This is a genomic window from Candidatus Coxiella mudrowiae (assembly GCA_001077715.1).
Lineage (GTDB): Bacteria > Pseudomonadota > Gammaproteobacteria > Coxiellales > Coxiellaceae > Coxiella > Coxiella mudrowiae.
In genome coordinates this window covers 268701-286470 of record CP011126.1, presented here as the reverse complement: position 1 = coordinate 286470, position 17770 = coordinate 268701, and the positions used below count along the sequence as shown (strand labels likewise).

The window sequence follows — 17770 nt, the reverse complement described above, 5'->3', positions numbered from 1 at the left end:
CGATAGCGACTCGCTGGTTACGTGCCTATTTTTATCAGAACCCCACCCATATCAGAATGGACAAAAGTGCTAAAATAGCTTTTTCATCAATTTTTGGGTACATCGCTTTTACTTTGGTGCTTCTTTTTGCTTTAGTAATCGCTAGCGTAGATTTTACGCGGGTTTAGCCATTATTGCTGGTCCACTTTCTGTGGGTATAGGATTTGGATTGCAAAGCATCGTAAGCAATTTTATCTCAGGTTAATACTCTTAACTGAGCACCCCATTAAACTCGGAGATCGGATTGTCGTGGAAGATACTGAAGGAGTTGTGAAAAGTTCGTATTCGTTCTACGCAAATTACTACTTTACAACAATTGGATGTAATCATTCCAAATTTGGATTTGATAACAAAAGAGGATATTAACTACATGTTTCGGAACCAACTTTAGCGCTTGGAAGTTAATGTTGGTGTCGCTTATGGGAGCGATGTGGAACTTGTAGAAAAAATTCTTTACGAGGTCGCGCAAGAGAATTCCCAAGTTATCCAAGAGGAACCTCTAACACCCCATTAGTTTTATTTAAAGAGTTTGAGGCTTTAATAGCCTTGATTTCAGTCTCCTCTGTGTTATTCCAAATGTGAATTTAAAATTTATTATCCAGAGCGATCTTTGCTTTGCTATTAAGCGTGAATTTCATAAAAATAATATTATTATTCCTTTTCCTCAACGAGATATCTACATTAAAAAATGGCCCAGCAAGTCAGACAAAAAACATTAAGGCAGACTTAAAAATATTTTCCGTTTTATCTTCGCCTTCTGTAAGACATTGACCATTTCATTTTTGTCTTTAAGATTAGGTATGCTTTCACTATTTACATTTTAAAGGATTGGAGCCTTTTGGGAGAAAATATGTTTGCTGATTTACCGGAATCCTTAAAAAAACAAGTTTACAATTATTTAAAAGCAAATGATTTTCGAGTCGCAAAGGAAATTCACGATACATAGCTGGTAGAAAAACATCGTTCTTCTTTTCCTGGTCAATCTATTGATTCAGCACAAAGATGACTAAGAGAAACGATTTACTATTCTTTTGAAAAACTTTTTGATGTATACAGAACTTTCCTAGGAGTACGGAACTTTTTAGATAATAAGTAATTATGATTTAATCTTTCTATGAAAATCGTGACATCTTTGCAAAATGCTATGAAGCAGAAAGGTTCTTTTCAACGCTCTTATCCATTCAGTATAGTGATATTTTAAATCCTGTTCTTGAAAGTCCTGCAGATGCGCACATCCAATTTAATGGCCAAGATATGATCATGCAGTCAGTGAATAATTATTTGGGTCTAGCTCACCATCCATATATAAAACAAGCTGCACTAGAAGCTGTGGAAACGTGGGGGGCGGCTCGCCGATGGGGGCGAGGATGATGGCTGGCAACACTCCCAACTCTCTATTGTTAGAAAGCAAATTGGCAAAATTTTGTCAAAAGCTGGCTGCTTTTTTATCTTCCTACGGCTATTTAGTGGTGCTAAACAGCATAACGAGTGTCATTGACCGAGGAGACACTGTAGTTATCGATCAATTATCGCACGCCTCCATCGTAGATGCTGCCTTTCTTTCGCAAAATAAATCCGGAAAACGCGTTCGACCTTTCAAACATAATGATATGAACGATTTAGAGCCCCAACTCAAGATTATCCGTAAAGAGAATGAGGGGGTGGGATGTCTCATCGTCACTGAGGGTGTTTTTGGGATGCACGGCAATCTGGCTAATTTACCAGAAATTGTGCAGTTAAAAAATAAATACAAACGCCTACCTAATGCTGGATGATGCTCATAGATTTGGGGTGATGGGTCCTGAGGGACACGGAACTGGAAAGCACTTTTCATTACAAAATGAAATAGATCTTTACTTTAGTACTTTTGCAAAAGCATTTGCAAACATTGGCGGCATTACGGCTGGCCCTCAAGAGGTGCTCTCTTATATGAGTCGTAATACCAAGGCTTCTATTTTCACTCACGTTCTTCCTAATTAGTTCGCTTCTAAAAGCATTAAAAGTTATTGAAACCCAACGGAAAATTCGCCACAAAATGTGGGTGAATGCTAAAAAACTTCAAACCGGTTTACGCGAATAGGGTTTCAATTTAGGTTCCACCCTAAATCACTGGTTACTCTCGTTTAGCTTTCAAATTTGGATGTTCTGAAAGTTGCTGAAAAGTTGCTGAAGTAATAAAATGTCTAGGAACCTAATGTGCGATCTTCGTTATGGGTTTACTTTCCTGGTAGTTCCCAAAGGAATCATTTTAATCCGTCTAATTCCAATGGCTGCTTATAGCAACAATGATATTGAAATTACGCTTAATGCTTTTCGCGAGATAGGCAAACAGTTTAAATTCATTTAATGAGCTAATTATGAAATATAAATTTCATACTCTCGCCGAAATTCCGGAAATTCGTGCTACAGCTCCTGATTCTAAAGCTAATTATATATTTTTAGTCCACGATTTTAGCCGATTAGAACAAATCGATTCCGCCCAATTAGGACAAAAATCTAAAATTATTGCCGGAAAATACAGAGCATATTGAATCGTTCTGATAGGGTATTGTTGATTTATGCTCCAAGCTTGGAACTAATTAGTGTGATATATGGTTGTTTATTAGCCAGCTTCATCCCATTTTAACTTATTCTCCTGCTAATAAAAAAATAGCCAAAAATTAACTAGCATTATTAACACGCCAAGCCCAATCTTATTCTTTCATCCGCCGAAGTTATAGCTCAAATTCAAAAACTACTCTTTATCAAAATTATTATCACGCATTCCTTTTATAAATAATTTAATTCAAGGGATTTCAAAAAATCTGAATATATTTAGCCCAATGGGAATTTGATAATTTAACTTGGATAGTAAACAGTCATTTACCAGAGCAACTTACCAATTCTTATCAACCCTTAGAAATTAAACCTACGGACATTGCTTTTCTCCAATACACCTCTGAATCTATCACTGAACTAAAAGGAGTTATGTTAACACACGAAATTACTAGATAATCACGAAATTACTAGATAATTTAGAGAAAATTACTCAAGCGACTTCCAACACTTCATCAGATGTTGGTTTTATGTGGGTTCCCCCTTATCATTACATGGGGTGGGGGCCTGATTAGCGGAATCTTTTTCCCCTTCTATATCAAATACTACTATTTATTTAATGTCACCTTATACTTTTTTACAAAATCTGGCCACTTGGCTCCTAGTAATTTCACAATATCGAGTAACTACGCCCCCACATCAATTTTGTATTTTCCATTTTCATGAAAAAAATGCCCGATATTATCAAAAATGATTTAGATTTTTTTCTTTTCAGATATTTTTCAATGGTTCGAAACCTATCCATTTAAAAAATGTGAGAAGATTTATTTAGAATTTTAAAATAGCAGGATTTCAAGCAGATTTTTTTCTTTTCTGTTATGGCCTGGAAGAAGCTACTTTGTTTGTAAGCGGCCGTCGAGACGTGGATATTTCTTTTTATTTAAGAACAGCCTTATTAAAAACATCGCTTACAATCGGTCAATCCAAACGATTCAGATGCAGGGGGTTTTATTAACTACGGTAAGCCTTTTAATCAAGTTATTATCATGGATCCAACTACTCGAGAGATTTTTCCTCAAGAAACTATGGGGGAAATTTAGATAAATAGCCCTAGTGTTGCTTTAAGCTATTGGAATTGATTGGAATTGACTGAAGAAATATTTCGTGCATATTTAGTCAATTATCCAATTATACCTTTTCTGCGCACGGGCGATCTTGGATTTCTCGAAAATGGGAACTTGTTTATAACGGGCCGAATAAAAGATCTAATTCTAATCAACGGAAAAAACCATTACCCAAGATATCGAAGAAACGATCTAGGAAAGCCACACCACCATTTGAATGGGCACGTGCGCCGCATTCAGCATCGATGTGGATGGAAGAGAACAGCTTCTTATTGTAAGAAATTTACCCAGAAACTTACAAAAAAGTCATGGACGAAATTATTAACGCTATCAAACGTGACATTTTAAGAGATTATCAATTGGTAACCTATTAAATTCGCCTATTACCCCTTCAAACAGTACCGAAAACGACTAGTGGCAAAATACGGCGTAATAAAACCAAACGGTCAATCTCTGAAAAGAAAAATTTATTAATAAGAGAGTGGGTTCGTTATGATTAAAAAAATAAAAACGAAATTTATAATCAGGTATGCGCGCTAATCCAACAGGAATTAGTAGACTTACTCGGTTCTTCTAAAGAAACTATCGATATTCATAAACACTTTTCTGAACTAGGTATTGATTCTTTGATGGCTGTAGAGCTTGAGAATCGTTTACAGCAAAACTTGGGAGAAAATGTTCGATTGAAACGAATGTCCTCCTAAATTTTGAAAACATTTATGAACTCACCACTTACTTAACTAAGTTAATTTTAGAAAAAATATAATTCTGAATTAACACTCCAGCCTCATCCTCTTCGATCTGGTCTCAATCCAGAACCCACCCCTACCCAGTAACCATTGAAAATTATGTAGATAAAACGGTGCGCCGCTCATTTTCAGAGTAACAGGTTTGCTAAAATTTCGTCAATTAAGCCTTAAAGAATGCTTTGTTTTGCAGTGTCGTCAATAATCCGATCTTCTTCCTTGTATTCGGAATAACGATCTTCCAACGCTTTAGTTGCAGTTCCGGAAGGAAATAAACTGGCTAAAATCCGCCATGCTTCTTTAGGTCCTACGCGCTTATAAAGCTGGTTACGAATATTGACATCTTCCGCGGTTGTATTTAGCGACCATAGCTCAATGGGCCTCAAAGTGGACGTCAACAATTGGGTATTTAATCCATTCTTCGTGGTAAATTGGGCTAAAAGGTAGCACCTCTTTCTCAAGGCCCATGGCCCATGCACCGGGGTTTTTAAAGCAATTTCAGCTGTTGAGCTTAATCCAAAAATTCCAGCGCTTTTTCGCACGGCTTGCTCTGGCCCCGCATCCATAATAAATACCAATGTTGAAAATTCCACCATGATTTCATCAAAATCTTCCAAGGATTGCAACAATAAGGCAACTTGTACTTTCCACTTACGGGCCTTATGGAATTCATCAAAAACAATCCGCTTTGGATCTTCGCGAATTTCTGTAATTCGTATTTGGTGATAGCGACGATAGGCTTCTGGCATATCGGCCAAATTATCATCTGTGAGGAAATAATACTGCCCTAAAACATAGCGTACCAACATATACATAACAGCAGTTTGGCGATTGGCGGCGTCGCCTCCACTACACGCGACTTCATCTAAGTCCAACGCGACTACTCGAGCATCTCCTAAACTAAAACGAGTTACTTCCGAGATAATCAGATATTCCCGTACAGCGCTCGAAATCATTCGTGCAAAAGGGTGAATTAAGGCCAGTGGACACCGTAATTTTTCTGTATAAATCCTAGATAGCGGATAATTGGCAAATAGCCGCAAAATCTGCTAACACAGGCGCATGTCGTTAAGCCAATAATACTTCATGACTAAAGCCTGACATAAACAAAGCATCAGTGATCTCCCACCATGTTGTTTACTCATCCTGAACAAAAGCAATTTCCTCTAAAATTCTATCGATATCTTCTTCAATTCCGAAAGCAAAGATATTAGGATTTCTATCTTCCGCTTTATTTTTGTAAAGTTCGTCGATAATATTAAACCCGCCATATCCCCAACACCGTCGTATGTTTTTCCGAACCCAATCGGCGTTGATAAGAGACTTAGGAAATTCACTAAAAACTCGTACTCCTACCGAGTGGGGTAGGGTACCACCCGGAAGCCAATTGCGTATCATTAATTCCATCATAGTCCTGGCACATCCGTAAACGATGATAAGCTACTAAATGTTTCTTATCAGCGAGCAAAACATCTTTTAACAATAAAATTAAACGGCTGTTTGAAGGGCCTATATCGATAATCGCAATATGGGGCAACCATTGAATTCCAGTAGACAAGCAAACTGCCAAATTAACCGCATTAGATAATACAGACTTACCAACTTACAAAAACCTGGTCGTGGATAAAACAAATCGATCCATGTAGTTTGCTGATGCAAACCGGGTTAATAGGGCCCAGGGCTTGCCATCGGGGGAAGGGAATAATATAGCACCCTGTTCCCAAGGAGATACCAGCCGAAAAAGCGGTAACATATAAAGTACGTCAGAAAGAGTGGCGATAGACGCCAGAGCAACGCTGATGATGCCAGACACACCGACCATCGTGAAAACAACGCCCTCATAAGTATCGCCCCTCTGGAATTTTCGATACATCACAGGAACCCCACCCTTCGATCGCTTTAGCTAACATAGCAGCGCCCGTGCTCGCAGCAAACGAATATCCCCTTCAGGGAGCCACCAGGTTGCTGCCGAAACCCGCAACTTCACCACACCGTCATCGGTGTTCAAATTGATATAGTTGAGTAAATTCAAGGAATCATGAATTAAGCGGTTTTGCGCCAACGTTACGCTTAAAACAAATGACAACATTTCCCAATACCTGTTCCTTCTAACCCATTGCTTTCAAACAAAAACGAAATTCGTCAGGGAATTCGTGTTTGTAAAGTCCGCGCAAAAAGGCGGGCGAAAGTCTGAATATCTTTGGAAAATAAATTGATAAATACTGTGGCATAAATATGATCACCCACGCTAGCTCTACGCAAATTCAAATTTTCGGCGTCTCGTGGTGGCAATATTTGCCACGCCAATGAAGGCCATAAAATATCAGATATTTCGTTAGCGCCGCCTTTTGTTTCTTTTATTGTAATTTTGTCGCCTGGTAATAAAAAAGGTCACCAATCTCGAAAAGAATCATGATTCTCACGAAGATCGGGGAATCACGGCAATTAAGTTCTGAGTCAATTTTAAAGGAGGCAGTTTTTGTTTATTAATTTGTTTTCGTTTATCTTTCGTTGCTCGTTTAAGTTTTTCTTTTGTCAACGATTTCAATCGCGTCCATAAAACCAAATAAATTTCTTCATGAGCACAATAACCAGCTAAGTAATTAATTCGTTCTTTAAATAAATCACCTAATTGCAATCCAATCCTCTTTGCGGTTTGTTTAGCAGGCTGTAAAATCTTGCTAATTTCGCCATGCACTTCATCTTTGTTATAACTAATAATAAACCTGAATCACATGTTCAGGCTGAGACATCACCGTTTGTAATTCGCAATAAGCGCTAGTATTTTGTTTTAAGGAGTTACTTAACCACGGAAATAAGATATCGAAAAGTTCAACAATCGGTTTAATAAATTTCATTACACTTACTCAAACATTAATTCATTTAAGCCGTCTTGTACCCACGCTTCCACGGATAAAGAAAACCGCGTTAGATTAGGTAATAAGCGTAACATTGGGGTAAAAGTTCTATTGAAAGAGGGGCTATGTTTGCCATCTGAGAATCTACCAACAACTGCCCAAATAAACCAGGATTACTCAAACCTTCTCCTAATTGTTTCTCCACCGCTTGAGAACGAAGTTTGAAACTGCGATAAATATTGCGAGCTTCCGTGGCATAACCGCCCCCAATTCGTCCTTTCCAATCAGTTCAAGAAAAAAACACTGGGCGCAGAAACTGCAAGCCGTAGCTAAATTCTTAAGCCAATTATTGCGATAATTCCCGTGAAGATTAACTACCTCAAGGTGTCGTTTGCCTCGAAATCCACAATATTGGCAGGTAGGTGTAACCATCATGTTTAAGGACTTTCTCTTGAAAGGCGGAAAAGGCTGGATCAGCCTTTCTAACTATAAATAATCGCCAATTACTTCCGTAGCTGCTAATTCGATGTTATGCAACGCCATTTGAACAGTGAATTAACCGTTCCAACCAATAATACTTATGAATCTGCCTCCACGGCATCAATCTGAGCAAACATTCCAAACACAGCCACTTTTTCTGTAGGCAACATTGTAGAAAACAACACTAAGCCCGCACCAATTAACAAAAAGGTTATGCCTTAGCTGATGGGTACCTACCTGAGTAGGATTCAATTTATGTTAATGGAACTTAGGAACTTAAAGAAAGAAGCCATAACAAAACCCACTCCAGCAATCAACGAGATATCACTGAGGACAGTGGAAAGCTCCTTTATGGAAGAATCTACGTTAGCTGAAATATAGTGGATAGGGCAATACCAGAAGTTGTGGCAGTAGCCGGTGAAGCCCCGGCGAATAGCACACCAAATATTGAAGCCACCAACAAAAGAGGTTTTAACAGTGCTCGAAATAAGTGCACTATCCTTGTTTGCATAGTTGTCGATCTCCAAAAAAATGATATTTTTCTTTAGGTTTACTATACGTAGGTAATCTTAAACGTAGGTAATCTTAAGGAAATATTAAAATCGCTTAACAGGCACTTAAATCCCTCTGCAGAAAAATAGGGGGACTGGGAATCTCCACTTTCGTCGTCCTGCGCTTAATGGAAGTAGCTTCTAGTCTACCAGCCCAATCGAAGTCCTGAAACGGCTTCTGTTCTTTCACAAAGTACCTTATACCATGCGACTGCCAAAATTTCCACGTCCCTCGCGACGAAAAGTAGCGAGAGAGTAGACAGCTAAAGGTAAAGCGACTACTAAAGGTAAAGCGACTAATAGCGATAATACTACGCCTGGCGCAATCCCCTAATGCATACCCAATAATCAGCAGCCAGATAACGCCTAATCTATTTTTACTGTCTCGCTTTTGAGAGAGGACTCGCCGATTCTTTTGATAATAAAATCTGGTATAAAAACTGCTCAATTTCTAGTCAGGTAATTCTTGGAAGGTTTAATGCAAGCGATGAGCAATTTGCCGTTTCTTTAAAACCAGATACAAAGAAATATTTTTCTGACGCAAATTACTCCTAAGCCCTTTATTCTGATGAAAGATCTCAGATCTCATGACCAAGACTCGCACCGCTATTCTCAAATCCTGGATTCGAAGAGGCATGTAATTGTAGAATTACAGCAGACTTTTTATTCCAAATCCTATCTAAATGATCTAAATTAGGAATATTATAGTTTTCTCAATTGCCGCCGACAAATTTCGTTCAGTGAGTATTGTAAGGCGATGATACTACTAATCGCTTTGTATTGTCTTTCACTGCCGTCGCCATATTTATCCGCATAGATAACGAGCTCTTCTGCCAATCGATTAAAATGAATGTCGTCTCCTAGCGCAAACAGATTAAGCTTGGATAAATTTGATATTAAGTGTTGCCTCAGTTGATTAACAAGCTCATTTGCGCCAACAACAAAGTTTTTCTTTTTTTCAAAAACGGGTTCTAGAACCTTTAATAAAGTTTTTAAAAATTCCAAACGCCGTTTCTTATTGGTACGCCCTTGTAAGAGCAACCCAAGATCTTTATACAAAAAATCCATAAAAATTATTCCACATTTAAGTTTACAGAATTATTTTAACACTCCAATATTAGGGGAAAAAATTAAGCCCGGGAATCTTGTTCTGTCCTGTATACGACAAATATAGAAAGAGAGAGGTATTGTTGTCCGCACGGCGGGAGGAGGGAAAGGGGCATTTTTAAGTCGTATACAGAGCTACCTATAATTTTAATTATTAGCCGAAGTTAAGTTCCAATTTCTCCTCTTCTTTCCGTTACAGCCCTACAGCCCTACAGCCACAGAAGGATTTACCTGAATTTTTTCTAAATCCGCCCAGATTTTCTTTGTGCTCTGATAACAAACCTCTTTTAATGCTTATTCGTCTTTACAGCATTTCTCTGCTCTCAGAAGGAAAATAAGATAACTTTCCTTCCTTACACAAAAAAAAGGACATTCCTATTGCTTTATGCGCTGTCACTATTGCAAACCGCATAGAACCTTGAAGGTATTCTCTTAAATCTCCATTTTTAGTTGAAATTTTTCGGCAATCTGAACAACCTACGCCAAGAATTCTTCTTTACAATTTTTTGCTTTATCGATAGGCACAACATTAAATTCGTTTTATAACCGATTAACATGAGGTCTTAGTTCGACAAATAGCAGCCACCACTGGGTCGTGATTGAAATATGTCTAACAAAGCCAGCGATCTATTATTTTGGGTGAAGGTCTATTTTCGAAAAATTATTTCGATGATTAAAACGATCTAAAATTTCACCATGATGCAACATTAAATTTTCATAGCAATTATTCTCTCGTATTATCTTAGAAAGTGTTCTCGCGTAAGGATCTTCGTGAACTCCTCTATAAAGCCAACAAAAATGACCCTGATTTAGAAATAAAAACATAGATACCTTGGGCACCACCGCTAACCCTAATTCCTTTACCTAACATATAACGTCCCTAAACGCTGATCTGTTCGTCTAAAAGTATTTCCCCTTTCGCTACTGCTTCATAAAAGGAAATTGTTCTATCGAATCCCTTTAATCCGCAAGGAGTTAACTTCTCAGAAACGAGGGTAGGCAAATGAGCTTGGATTTTAGTGCCATAATATTTAATTTCTGCTAATTTTCGCGAGTTTTCAGAAAGCCCTCTTTGGCATTCTTCATATGCAGCTAGAAAAACCTCTTTTGCTACTCGAACGTCTGGAGCCTCAGCCGTTAAATCTATTTCTCTTAATTTGTCAGAAATTTCGAATAAAATTGTTGCATTCCAAAATTCAGCTGTAGTCTTTATTGTTTTGGTCTCAGGGGAGTTTACTTTTTCTGCTAACATTCGGCAGTAATGTGGATAGGCATCAGCGATAATGGTTGTTGATAACTCCTCGCCATTTAACAACACTAAAGAACCATAAATCTTTACCGGGAAGGCCATTGAAAAAGCTATTGTATTCAAAATCCGAAATATCCTTTTCACCATTGAATCTTTGCGATCAAGAATAGCTAATTCTTTTTTAACATATGGGATGATAAGTTCATCTTTTTGATTTTCTGCTTGGTAAGCTTGAAGTACTTTTTCCTTTTCTTTTAAAAAATCCCCTCCTGATGTCTTTTCATAAGCTGCTCGAATAACGCTAGCAGACAAAAAAACGTATTTATACTTTCTCTCTCAACAAATACAATTTTTCATCTGTAAAATACAAAGAAGGCAACAAGACAATAATATCAAATAGAACAGAACCATTTCTTTTGAGATATAACCAATTTACCAAAGCTCTTAGAGAACTTCTGTTCCTCAGCCTATCTTTTTCGACATTATATGGGTTTCTAATATAAAACGAATAAAACGAAAAGCAGTGTTTATTTTTTGTCGACGCTCCTCATTTTTGTTTTCAAGTATTTCTGCCAAAAGCTCCTTGTGCATTCCCTTTTCAGCTCGTTTCTGTCCAAGTATGTAACAATAATTCTTAGCAATATCATCCACATCAGAAGAAATAGTACCTTCTTCCTGCAAAGAATATAAAAAATTTAACAAGCTCAATAATTGATCTTTGTAATCTACTCCTCGATAAGAGGCTACAATGAAGATAATATATTGATTATCAATGGAAATAGGATAAGATTTTTTTTAATAAAGCCTCTCGTCTTGTATAAGATATTCTAAAATCTGCCATCATTTTTTGCTGATTCCCAGCAGTTAAGCTAACAGCAAATAAAAGACTACGCATAACTATCCTTCTCGAGTATCCACTCCCAATCTTTATAAGGGAATTTAAAATGGTAACAACTATAAAAAGAGAAAAGCAAAACCTTTCCTTCGTACTAAACGTGCTTGCTTCGAAATTTTTAGGAAAGAATTAACTGAATATTAAATTCTTTAAGAAGAGGTTATTCCTAGCACAGATCGCAATAAATCCAAAGTGCCAAGAACATGAACGCAGAGAATGCCCCAAAAACATCCAGGATAGCTTTACTTACCATTCCTGGCTGTGATTGTTCATGCCCTGCTGAGAAAAAAGCAAAATCCCTCGAATAACCCCCCACCAATCTAATCCCACAAAAACAATAATAGGATGGAATAAGCTGTTCAAAGCGCGTAGTATTGCCTCCATATTGCAAAGGGTTACTGGTGGACCAGAAGTTTAAGAGAGCACTTCGCAATACTAAGGTAGGCAAAGAAGAGAAATATCACCTAACAAAGTGAGTAAAGGTCCCGCTAAGGTCATTTAGATAAGACATGAACGAAGACATGAACGTTCGCATCTCACTGTACCGTTTGATACGAAAAAGCTCCATCATAAATAATCATCCCAAACCCGTAAGGAATGGCAATGACTTCGAGCATATTCGCCATATAACCTAAATTGTGCATTAAGAACACTTTGGTTAATTCCTGAAGTCATTTTCTTGGTTTCACAATGAGTTTTCTCTCCTAAGGCCCGAATCTAGCAAGCTCGCTAGCGATCATTTGCCCCATAACCAATCACTTTTTAGGAACTCATGAGCAACCATACTACGATCAGCATCTACCACTTTGACGATTCCATATTGAAACACGGTGTCGCCTCTACAACGGATACCGACTCAGCCAAACCATCATTGCTGATGATCCACGCTCGTCCTGGAACAATAGCTTTTAAATGGAACGAACGGTAGTGCAGTCGGTGCAATCAGTCTCGCAGTTTTCTCAGCAGAAAGAGCTTGGTGATCTTTTTAATGGTCTGCACGAGTTGTTTCATTTTCCCAGCCAAAGCAGTCATGGCTTGGCTAAGTTGCGACTGCTGCATATAAGCCTAAGCAAGCTGGTTAGCTGGTTACATACATCTTGGAGCTGGCTTTTCAACTTTTGTCCAATGGTAGCCTAGCTGTTTTTCTCACCTTGTTTCAGCGCAATTTAATTCACTCAACATTTCTGGATCAGGCTGGGTCACTACAGGTTGGGGTTTCGCCGCCACAACAGGTTGAGCGGTGTCCGCATTGGTTGCTTTATGTAAGTTCATTACCTTAAAAGCAATAAGCACAATAAGTGCTAAGCCAATGATTAAAGTAATCCGCTTATTATTCTGCACAAAGCGAACAAAGAAATTCATACGCTTTGGTTCAGTCTCTTTCTCCTCCGAGGGTGTAATTTCCGTAACATACTTCTTCATTAGGGATATTGATACTCGTCATTACTCATTGTTTTTTTTTGATTTTCAATACTCATTAATAATCACCCTCTTCTTAACAATTTTCAATTATGCGTCGGCAGTGGTTGTGGAAAAATAATATCGCTCATAAACAACAAACTAATACCTGTGCCCGATGGAACCCTAATTGTCGGTGGAAGATTGAAATTTTGACCCATCACACTCGCATACTGTTCAACTGCATTACCTAAACCTAAAGCCAAATATTGACCGGGTTTTAATTTTGTTACGTGGTATGACATATTCCAAAAAAGCAATCCTGAGTACATCTGACTGAATAATTCCTTGCGAAAGTTCTGATAAAAAGGCTGAAGCGAATAAAGTGCCATAACGCAAATAAATAATGGTTATTAACGGCACCCGAAACCGCCGTACGCGCCCCGTATTTTGGTCAATCGCTACAGCATTGACGCTATAAGGTGTGGTCGGAAGCAGGCACATTTATTACATTGAATTTCAGGAATACTTTCTTATCCACCCGGACAAAATTCCCAATTAACTTGGTGCCTTTTAATTTGCCTGTGAAATTTGCCTGTGACAATAAGTGGCCAAAATAGGACTTTTCTCATCACTGTTGATTCCTATATCCAAAACAGCAAAAGAATACTTCCCGCTTTGATTACAGGTCCTGTCACTTTAATAGTGGTATCTCGATTAACACTTCCACCACTATTTGTGGGTGTTGGGTTGTTGCAACTCAACTTGATAAGTTTACGCCTCGTCATTACTCCACCCTACCATTAATTTTCGAGCTTGTAAACTCATCTGACCTTACCATTTGCTCCTCCATATCACGCTGTTGCTGCTGGTTTAACTGCTCTTTAAGTTCTGCTGCTGAATAGCCCGCCGCCTGTAATTACTTGGCATTAAAACCGGCATCTTTTAATTGTGAGGCACTAAAACCTGCGGCTTTTAATTCCCCCCGGCACTAAAAAGCCCGCTTTCTTTAAATCCGCCGTACTAAAACCAGCGTCTTTTAAGTCCTTCACCTAAAACCCTAGGCTTTTCAACTCTGCTGCTGTAAAACCCGCATCGCGAAGATCGGCTGCCGAAAAACCAGCGGCTTTCAATGTAGCTGCATCACATCCTTTCGCTCGCAAACCAGTCGCCGTCGCGCCCACAGCTCGAGTTGCTTTAAAGGTACTAACGCTACAATCAGCTTCCAATATTCCTCCCGCTTGCAATCCCGCAGGTGTATACCCTGCTGCTTTGATTTGGTCTGGAGAAAAACCAGTGTTAGCCAATTCACCTGCACTAAAACCAGCTTCTTTTAATTGATTTAAATCAAAACCACATTTTTGTAATTCTTCAACTGAATAGCCTACATCTTTTAATTCCCCTGCTGCATATCACTCTAATCGCAAAAAGGGGCAGAAACAAGATTGACAGACTAATTCTTCAGTGGTAACCCCAGCATTGCGAGCTAATTTTAAATTTTCTACAGCACAATTAGCCAGATTGGGTTTATAAAGATAAACCACTTTTTTAATAGGATACCCCCTCTTTCCAGGCTGAGATGCGGTAGTGGGAGATTGATCTTGCTTAAATTGCTCGGGAGATCCAATAAAGCTTTGCCGCGTGATGGTGGGCATAAAACTGGTTGCCTTTTTCCGAGTCGGGTATCGTTGGCCTGTAATGCGTTTTGCAAATTTTGAGCTTTCACATATGTGAAAGCTCAAAATTGGGTAAAGGATTACCTACGCCTGGAATTGATTGGATAGCGGGTGGGAAGCAACTATTGCTGCGCTTTCGAATGCATTTTCTGTTGCTTTTTCATGCCATACCGCAATCACAGAAATGACAACAACTACTACTGCCACTGCTGTTGAAATTACTCGGAACTTCGAACTTTGTAAAAAATTTTTTTTAAAAACTCTGACATCTTATAACGCTTCAATCATTAACTTAACTAATTGACCCCGTTGCGAAACAAGTACAATGGGGGGGTATCTGCAACTCATACGCATGTGTTCCGTCTGAACTACTCATCGTCGAAACCCATCCCGGCGATAAAACTAACTGTTAACCGAGTTCGTAAAAAAAGATGTCCCTTAATCAGCCACGCTTGACAGTCGCTTCCACCTCCAGCGATCATTAAAGACTTACTATCCGCGGGACGGGCATTCAAAACCTCTAATAATTGGGAACTTTCTGTGGCTGATAGTCCGCCTAAAACAGGGTTAGCATTCAGACCAATTTCAGGTACTCGCAAATTAACGCGATAATCAACGAATCGTTGCCCTGGTATCAAAGTTAATATCACCGGCGTGTCCAAACCTTGCAACATTACAGCTAAATTTCGGGATTTATAATAACTGAGTTCCTGGAACTAATAAGGTGTTATCTTTTTTATTCCATTGGATGGTTAAAGCTGTTTGGATCTCCCAAATCACATGCTTGAATTCGCCAAGGAGCGCCTTTGGAATCTAAAAATACCAATGATGTCACAAAACCTGAGGACAAACGAATAATGGGCGGAGTTGCTCCTGGCGATAAATTAACAATCACAGATGCTGAAGTCAGCTTCGGGGTATACCTGGCGAAGCGACTGCTGCTTGCTGACTTTAGTCAAATAAATAATACAGTGCAAATTCCTTCCAGTAAAAGCGGCATCATGTTACAGATGGCTTTGGCAAATGCTTAATCACTAAGACAGGGATTTTGTACCATCGCAGTTGAGGAAGAATCATTTTGATTATTATTAACAGTGTTGTTGTTAGCGTTATTATTTGCACGGGCCTTAGTTAATAAGAGATCGATAAGTGCCCGTTCATTTTTATTGTAGTTATTTTCAGTTGCTTGAGAAGCATCAGACGTATTCGGGGGAGAATTCATAGCTTATAAGAGGTAATACCATAATTATAATCAGCTAAAACAGGAATAATATTCAAGCAAATGCAAGAACCTAGTAAACCTATTAAAATTTTTCGAACCACCATTTTCTCACTTCTTCTTCATCAAGATTCATTAATTTTACCCATCTCATTCCGTAGTCAGCACATTCGGATTGACTGTTTGAGCTAAAAAATTGTTAATTGCGACCCGCTCCAGATAATTCTGAGCCGGCACCCGAACTACAATCAGGGTTACCTCCATAGGCATACTAATGATATGTCCTTCGCTCAGGTAACTTACTAATAAAGACATTTTAATGTTCTAAGCAAAATGGCCACCTACTACTTATTTTCAAACTATAGTTGGCCGGCCCGCCTGTGAGCGTCGCATTAGAAACCATTTTTAAATCCACTAACGTTTTTATTTTAAATTATTAGTACTTTTTTAAACTACTCAAAAACCACTTCCACCCATTGGGTGTGAAATTATTGGAAGCGTCCTGAAGTTGTTCCCGCCAACGCACATAATCCAAGCTAAAGGATTTTCGCACTGCATCTGTCGCCCATTTCAGCATAAAATCCAGGCAAAACTGGATCGTTTAGCGGATGCAGCATGATAATTCGCCCATCGGCTGTAGTGGCGAAATAAGTTGGTTGAGGCGGATGGGTCGATGGGTCTATTTACAAAAAAAAATCATAAATCTTAATACACAATTAATTATCACTATAAATAATAAAGCAATTAGCGCTCCACGATAATTATGGCGATAAAAGGCATTTTACAAAATGACTAATTGTAATCCGTCGCTTTTTTCCACCATAACTATTCTATGACTACGCTAAACTTATTAATTTGAATATTTGAATACTCTTAGCAGCATCAATTACAGGTACCCGAATGATATCCATCGTAACAGCAAAGTGTGCTTTTCGTTCTTCATTAGCACTGGTGTAAATTACGAGCAGCGGTAATTGCACGCGCCAGGTATAGGCCATGAACAATATCTTTAGCCAAAATAACCGTAGGCCCATCAACCACCGATGCCATAAATAATTTATTCTCAGTCAAAGAATCAATAACATTTGATCTTTTCATGGCGTCCATTAAAAATCCCAACCATCACCTGTAAAATACGATGACACCACTTTTAATTGCTTTTGATAATCCTCAAAATTCAAGTTATAAGCCGTACGCGATGCCAATGCTGCCCATTGGAGTAAATACGTGTGTCACTACAGGCATGTCCAAAGACTGTAAAGGAATAATTCATCCTGTGGTGGTTGTTGCATAATAAGTAGTCTTTCCTGTTGTCATAATTTGATAACTTAAAACAGCTAATAAACCCAGCCCAATAATGACCATATTTATCAAATAACTCATTAAGCGCCGATAATTATCGCGATAAAGATTATTTTTTTGTAAAGCTAGTTGTTCTTTATCTAATATCATTTCTGCTTCTAGGCATAAGGTATGTATTTGGAATAAAACCTAAAATCAATTTCAACTTGTCGATTGTTATGGCAACCTCGAAAACTACCATTCCAATCCACAGCATTTTGGGGATTGTAGCCTTGAGCATAAGTTAAACGAGCATTAATCCCTCGAGCTCAAAGAAAACTGGCCACGACCTAAGCTTGACGTGTAGTTAGTGCCTGTTGTCTTTGAATGTTGCCCAAATTATCAGTATAAGCAGCTATTTTTACACTGACTTTATGGTAGGAATTTATCAATGCTGCGACGGTTTTTAAGACTTGACAATAATCACTGCGAATATTCACGGAATTAGCGTTAAATAAATAATCGCTTAACAAAACAAATTCCAAAATTTCCCCTAATTTTATAACCTACACCCCATTCTCATGCAGTTGATTAATGTAATGAGCACGAATC

Annotated in this window: 23 protein-coding genes and 4 pseudogenes; 8 read left to right on the top strand and 19 right to left on the bottom strand. The window is 38.4% G+C overall.

The features are described from left to right. The first annotated feature begins 288 nt into the window (after positions 1–288). The 8 genes and pseudogenes from CleRt_RS13865 (at position 289) to CleRt_RS13850 (ending at position 4402) form a co-directional block, all read left to right on the top strand. Positions 289–430: pseudogene (locus CleRt_RS13865) on the top strand (mechanosensitive ion channel domain-containing protein). A 3-nt stretch (positions 431–433) separates the two neighbouring features. Continuing rightward, positions 434–553 (top strand): hypothetical protein, encoded by a 120-nt coding sequence (locus CleRt_RS13860; RefSeq protein ID WP_371440244.1) that lies wholly within the window; start codon positions 434–436, stop codon positions 551–553. Between the two features lie 64 nt (positions 554–617). Further along, positions 618–758 carry a hypothetical protein gene (locus CleRt_RS13855; protein WP_371440243.1) on the top strand — a complete coding sequence of 47 codons (141 nt, stop codon included), beginning with the start codon at positions 618–620 and terminating at the stop codon, positions 756–758. Positions 759–1394: 636 nt separating this feature from the next. Continuing rightward, positions 1395–1814 carry an aminotransferase class I/II-fold pyridoxal phosphate-dependent enzyme gene (locus tag CleRt_RS01375; protein ID WP_162198807.1) on the top strand — a complete coding sequence of 140 codons (420 nt, stop codon included), beginning with the start codon at positions 1395–1397 and terminating at the stop codon, positions 1812–1814. Continuing rightward, positions 1804–2019 (top strand): aminotransferase class I/II-fold pyridoxal phosphate-dependent enzyme, encoded by a 216-nt coding sequence (locus CleRt_RS01370; RefSeq protein WP_048874908.1) that lies wholly within the window; start codon positions 1804–1806, stop codon positions 2017–2019. Before CleRt_RS01375 ends, CleRt_RS01370 begins: the two co-directional genes overlap by 11 nt. A gap of 199 nt (positions 2020–2218) precedes the next feature. Next, positions 2219–2386 (top strand): hypothetical protein, encoded by a 168-nt coding sequence (locus tag CleRt_RS10530; RefSeq protein WP_162198806.1) that lies wholly within the window; start codon positions 2219–2221, stop codon positions 2384–2386. A 10-nt stretch (positions 2387–2396) separates the two neighbouring features. Further along, positions 2397–2570 carry a hypothetical protein gene (locus CleRt_RS09770; protein WP_157870781.1) on the top strand — a complete coding sequence of 58 codons (174 nt, stop codon included), beginning with the start codon at positions 2397–2399 and terminating at the stop codon, positions 2568–2570. Positions 2571–4213: 1643 nt separating this feature from the next. Beyond that, on the top strand, positions 4214–4402 hold the full coding sequence (locus CleRt_RS13850; RefSeq protein ID WP_082160494.1) for an acyl carrier protein: 189 nt from the start codon (positions 4214–4216) through the stop codon (positions 4400–4402). Between the two features lie 142 nt (positions 4403–4544). Here the strand turns inward: CleRt_RS13850 and CleRt_RS01365 are convergent. The 19 genes and pseudogenes from CleRt_RS01365 to CleRt_RS10660 form a co-directional block, all read right to left on the bottom strand. Next, positions 4545–7302 (bottom strand): annotated as a pseudogene (locus tag CleRt_RS01365) (type IV secretion protein IcmB). A gap of 1733 nt (positions 7303–9035) precedes the next feature. Further along, entirely contained in the window at positions 9036–9401 is a 366-nt protein-coding gene (locus tag CleRt_RS01350; RefSeq protein ID WP_048874907.1) for a hypothetical protein, read from the bottom strand. A gap of 919 nt (positions 9402–10320) precedes the next feature. Next, positions 10321–11001: a hypothetical protein gene (locus tag CleRt_RS01345; RefSeq protein WP_048874906.1), complete on the bottom strand. Its 681-nt coding sequence runs from the start codon at positions 10999–11001 to the stop codon at positions 10321–10323. Positions 11002–11151: 150 nt separating this feature from the next. After that, the gene (locus tag CleRt_RS01340) at positions 11152–11397 is read right to left on the bottom strand and encodes a hypothetical protein (RefSeq protein WP_157870780.1); all 246 of its coding nucleotides are present in this window, start codon (positions 11395–11397) and stop codon (positions 11152–11154) included. Between the two features lie 1333 nt (positions 11398–12730). After that, positions 12731–13006: a hypothetical protein gene (locus CleRt_RS11285; RefSeq protein WP_235379130.1), complete on the bottom strand. Its 276-nt coding sequence runs from the start codon at positions 13004–13006 to the stop codon at positions 12731–12733. Positions 13007–13089: 83 nt separating this feature from the next. Further along, a pseudogene (locus CleRt_RS14485) lies at positions 13090–14364 on the bottom strand (TrbI/VirB10 family protein); the annotation flags it as partial. Positions 14365–14394: 30 nt separating this feature from the next. Beyond that, entirely contained in the window at positions 14395–14637 is a 243-nt protein-coding gene (locus tag CleRt_RS11265; protein WP_048874902.1) for a hypothetical protein, read from the bottom strand. A gap of 105 nt (positions 14638–14742) precedes the next feature. Beyond that, positions 14743–14865: a hypothetical protein gene (locus tag CleRt_RS13005; RefSeq protein ID WP_306686758.1), complete on the bottom strand. Its 123-nt coding sequence runs from the start codon at positions 14863–14865 to the stop codon at positions 14743–14745. A gap of 85 nt (positions 14866–14950) precedes the next feature. After that, entirely contained in the window at positions 14951–15034 is an 84-nt protein-coding gene (locus CleRt_RS13000; protein ID WP_306686892.1) for a hypothetical protein, read from the bottom strand. Continuing rightward, complete coding sequence (locus tag CleRt_RS12995; RefSeq protein WP_306686757.1) at positions 15027–15332, bottom strand: DotH/IcmK family type IV secretion protein; 306 nt, start codon at positions 15330–15332, stop codon at positions 15027–15029. Before CleRt_RS12995 ends, CleRt_RS13000 begins: the two co-directional genes overlap by 8 nt. Before the next feature lie 62 nt (positions 15333–15394). After that, positions 15395–15553 carry a DotH/IcmK family type IV secretion protein gene (locus CleRt_RS12990; protein WP_306686756.1) on the bottom strand — a complete coding sequence of 53 codons (159 nt, stop codon included), beginning with the start codon at positions 15551–15553 and terminating at the stop codon, positions 15395–15397. A gap of 132 nt (positions 15554–15685) precedes the next feature. Beyond that, positions 15686–15880: a hypothetical protein gene (locus CleRt_RS11250; protein WP_235379127.1), complete on the bottom strand. Its 195-nt coding sequence runs from the start codon at positions 15878–15880 to the stop codon at positions 15686–15688. A 147-nt stretch (positions 15881–16027) separates the two neighbouring features. Further along, positions 16028–16192 carry a DotI/IcmL/TraM family protein gene (locus CleRt_RS12985; RefSeq protein WP_306686754.1) on the bottom strand — a complete coding sequence of 55 codons (165 nt, stop codon included), beginning with the start codon at positions 16190–16192 and terminating at the stop codon, positions 16028–16030. A gap of 121 nt (positions 16193–16313) precedes the next feature. Then, positions 16314–16454, bottom strand: a complete 141-nt coding sequence (locus CleRt_RS12980) for a DotI/IcmL/TraM family protein (RefSeq protein ID WP_306686753.1) — start codon at positions 16452–16454, stop codon at positions 16314–16316. Continuing rightward, positions 16414–16560, bottom strand: a complete 147-nt coding sequence (locus CleRt_RS12975) for a DotI/IcmL/TraM family protein (RefSeq protein WP_306686891.1) — start codon at positions 16558–16560, stop codon at positions 16414–16416. The genes CleRt_RS12980 and CleRt_RS12975 overlap by 41 nt, the downstream gene beginning before the upstream one ends. A 153-nt stretch (positions 16561–16713) precedes the next feature. After that, positions 16714–16927, bottom strand: a pseudogene (locus CleRt_RS12970) (DotI/IcmL/TraM family protein). Positions 16928–16983: 56 nt separating this feature from the next. Beyond that, positions 16984–17058, bottom strand: coding sequence for a hypothetical protein (locus CleRt_RS12965; protein WP_306686890.1), 75 nt, complete (start codon positions 17056–17058; stop codon positions 16984–16986). Positions 17059–17146: 88 nt separating this feature from the next. After that, complete coding sequence (locus tag CleRt_RS12960; protein ID WP_306686752.1) at positions 17147–17329, bottom strand: hypothetical protein; 183 nt, start codon at positions 17327–17329, stop codon at positions 17147–17149. 179 nt (positions 17330–17508) lie between these two features. Continuing rightward, on the bottom strand, positions 17509–17703 hold the full coding sequence (locus CleRt_RS10660; protein WP_200899566.1) for an OmpA family protein: 195 nt from the start codon (positions 17701–17703) through the stop codon (positions 17509–17511). Positions 17704–17770 lie beyond the last annotated feature (67 nt).

What these genes read in the sequence shown, in the direction of transcription:
- CleRt_RS01375 (WP_162198807.1), top strand. Translation starts at nt 1,395, where the DNA reads ATGGGGGCGAGGATGATGGCTGGCAACACTCCCAACTCTCTATTGTTA.
- CleRt_RS01370 (WP_048874908.1), top strand. Translation starts at nt 1,804, where the DNA reads ATGCTGGATGATGCTCATAGATTTGGGGTGATGGGTCCTGAGGGACAC.
- CleRt_RS10530 (WP_162198806.1), top strand. Translation starts at nt 2,219, where the DNA reads ATGTCTAGGAACCTAATGTGCGATCTTCGTTATGGGTTTACTTTCCTG.
- CleRt_RS09770 (WP_157870781.1), top strand. Translation starts at nt 2,397, where the DNA reads ATGAAATATAAATTTCATACTCTCGCCGAAATTCCGGAAATTCGTGCT.
- CleRt_RS01350 (WP_048874907.1), bottom strand. Translation starts at nt 9,401, where the DNA reads ATGGATTTTTTGTATAAAGATCTTGGGTTGCTCTTACAAGGGCGTACC.
- CleRt_RS11285 (WP_235379130.1), bottom strand. Translation starts at nt 13,006, where the DNA reads ATGAAGAAGTATGTTACGGAAATTACACCCTCGGAGGAGAAAGAGACT.
- CleRt_RS11265 (WP_048874902.1), bottom strand. Translation starts at nt 14,637, where the DNA reads ATGCCCACCATCACGCGGCAAAGCTTTATTGGATCTCCCGAGCAATTT.
- CleRt_RS13000 (WP_306686892.1), bottom strand. Translation starts at nt 15,034, where the DNA reads ATGAGTAGTTCAGACGGAACACATGCGTATGAGTTGCAGATACCCCCC.
- CleRt_RS12995 (WP_306686757.1), bottom strand. Translation starts at nt 15,332, where the DNA reads ATGTTGCAAGGTTTGGACACGCCGGTGATATTAACTTTGATACCAGGG.
- CleRt_RS11250 (WP_235379127.1), bottom strand. Translation starts at nt 15,880, where the DNA reads ATGAATTCTCCCCCGAATACGTCTGATGCTTCTCAAGCAACTGAAAAT.
- CleRt_RS12985 (WP_306686754.1), bottom strand. Translation starts at nt 16,192, where the DNA reads ATGTCTTTATTAGTAAGTTACCTGAGCGAAGGACATATCATTAGTATG.
- CleRt_RS12980 (WP_306686753.1), bottom strand. Translation starts at nt 16,454, where the DNA reads ATGCTGAAATGGGCGACAGATGCAGTGCGAAAATCCTTTAGCTTGGAT.
- CleRt_RS12960 (WP_306686752.1), bottom strand. Translation starts at nt 17,329, where the DNA reads ATGATATTAGATAAAGAACAACTAGCTTTACAAAAAAATAATCTTTAT.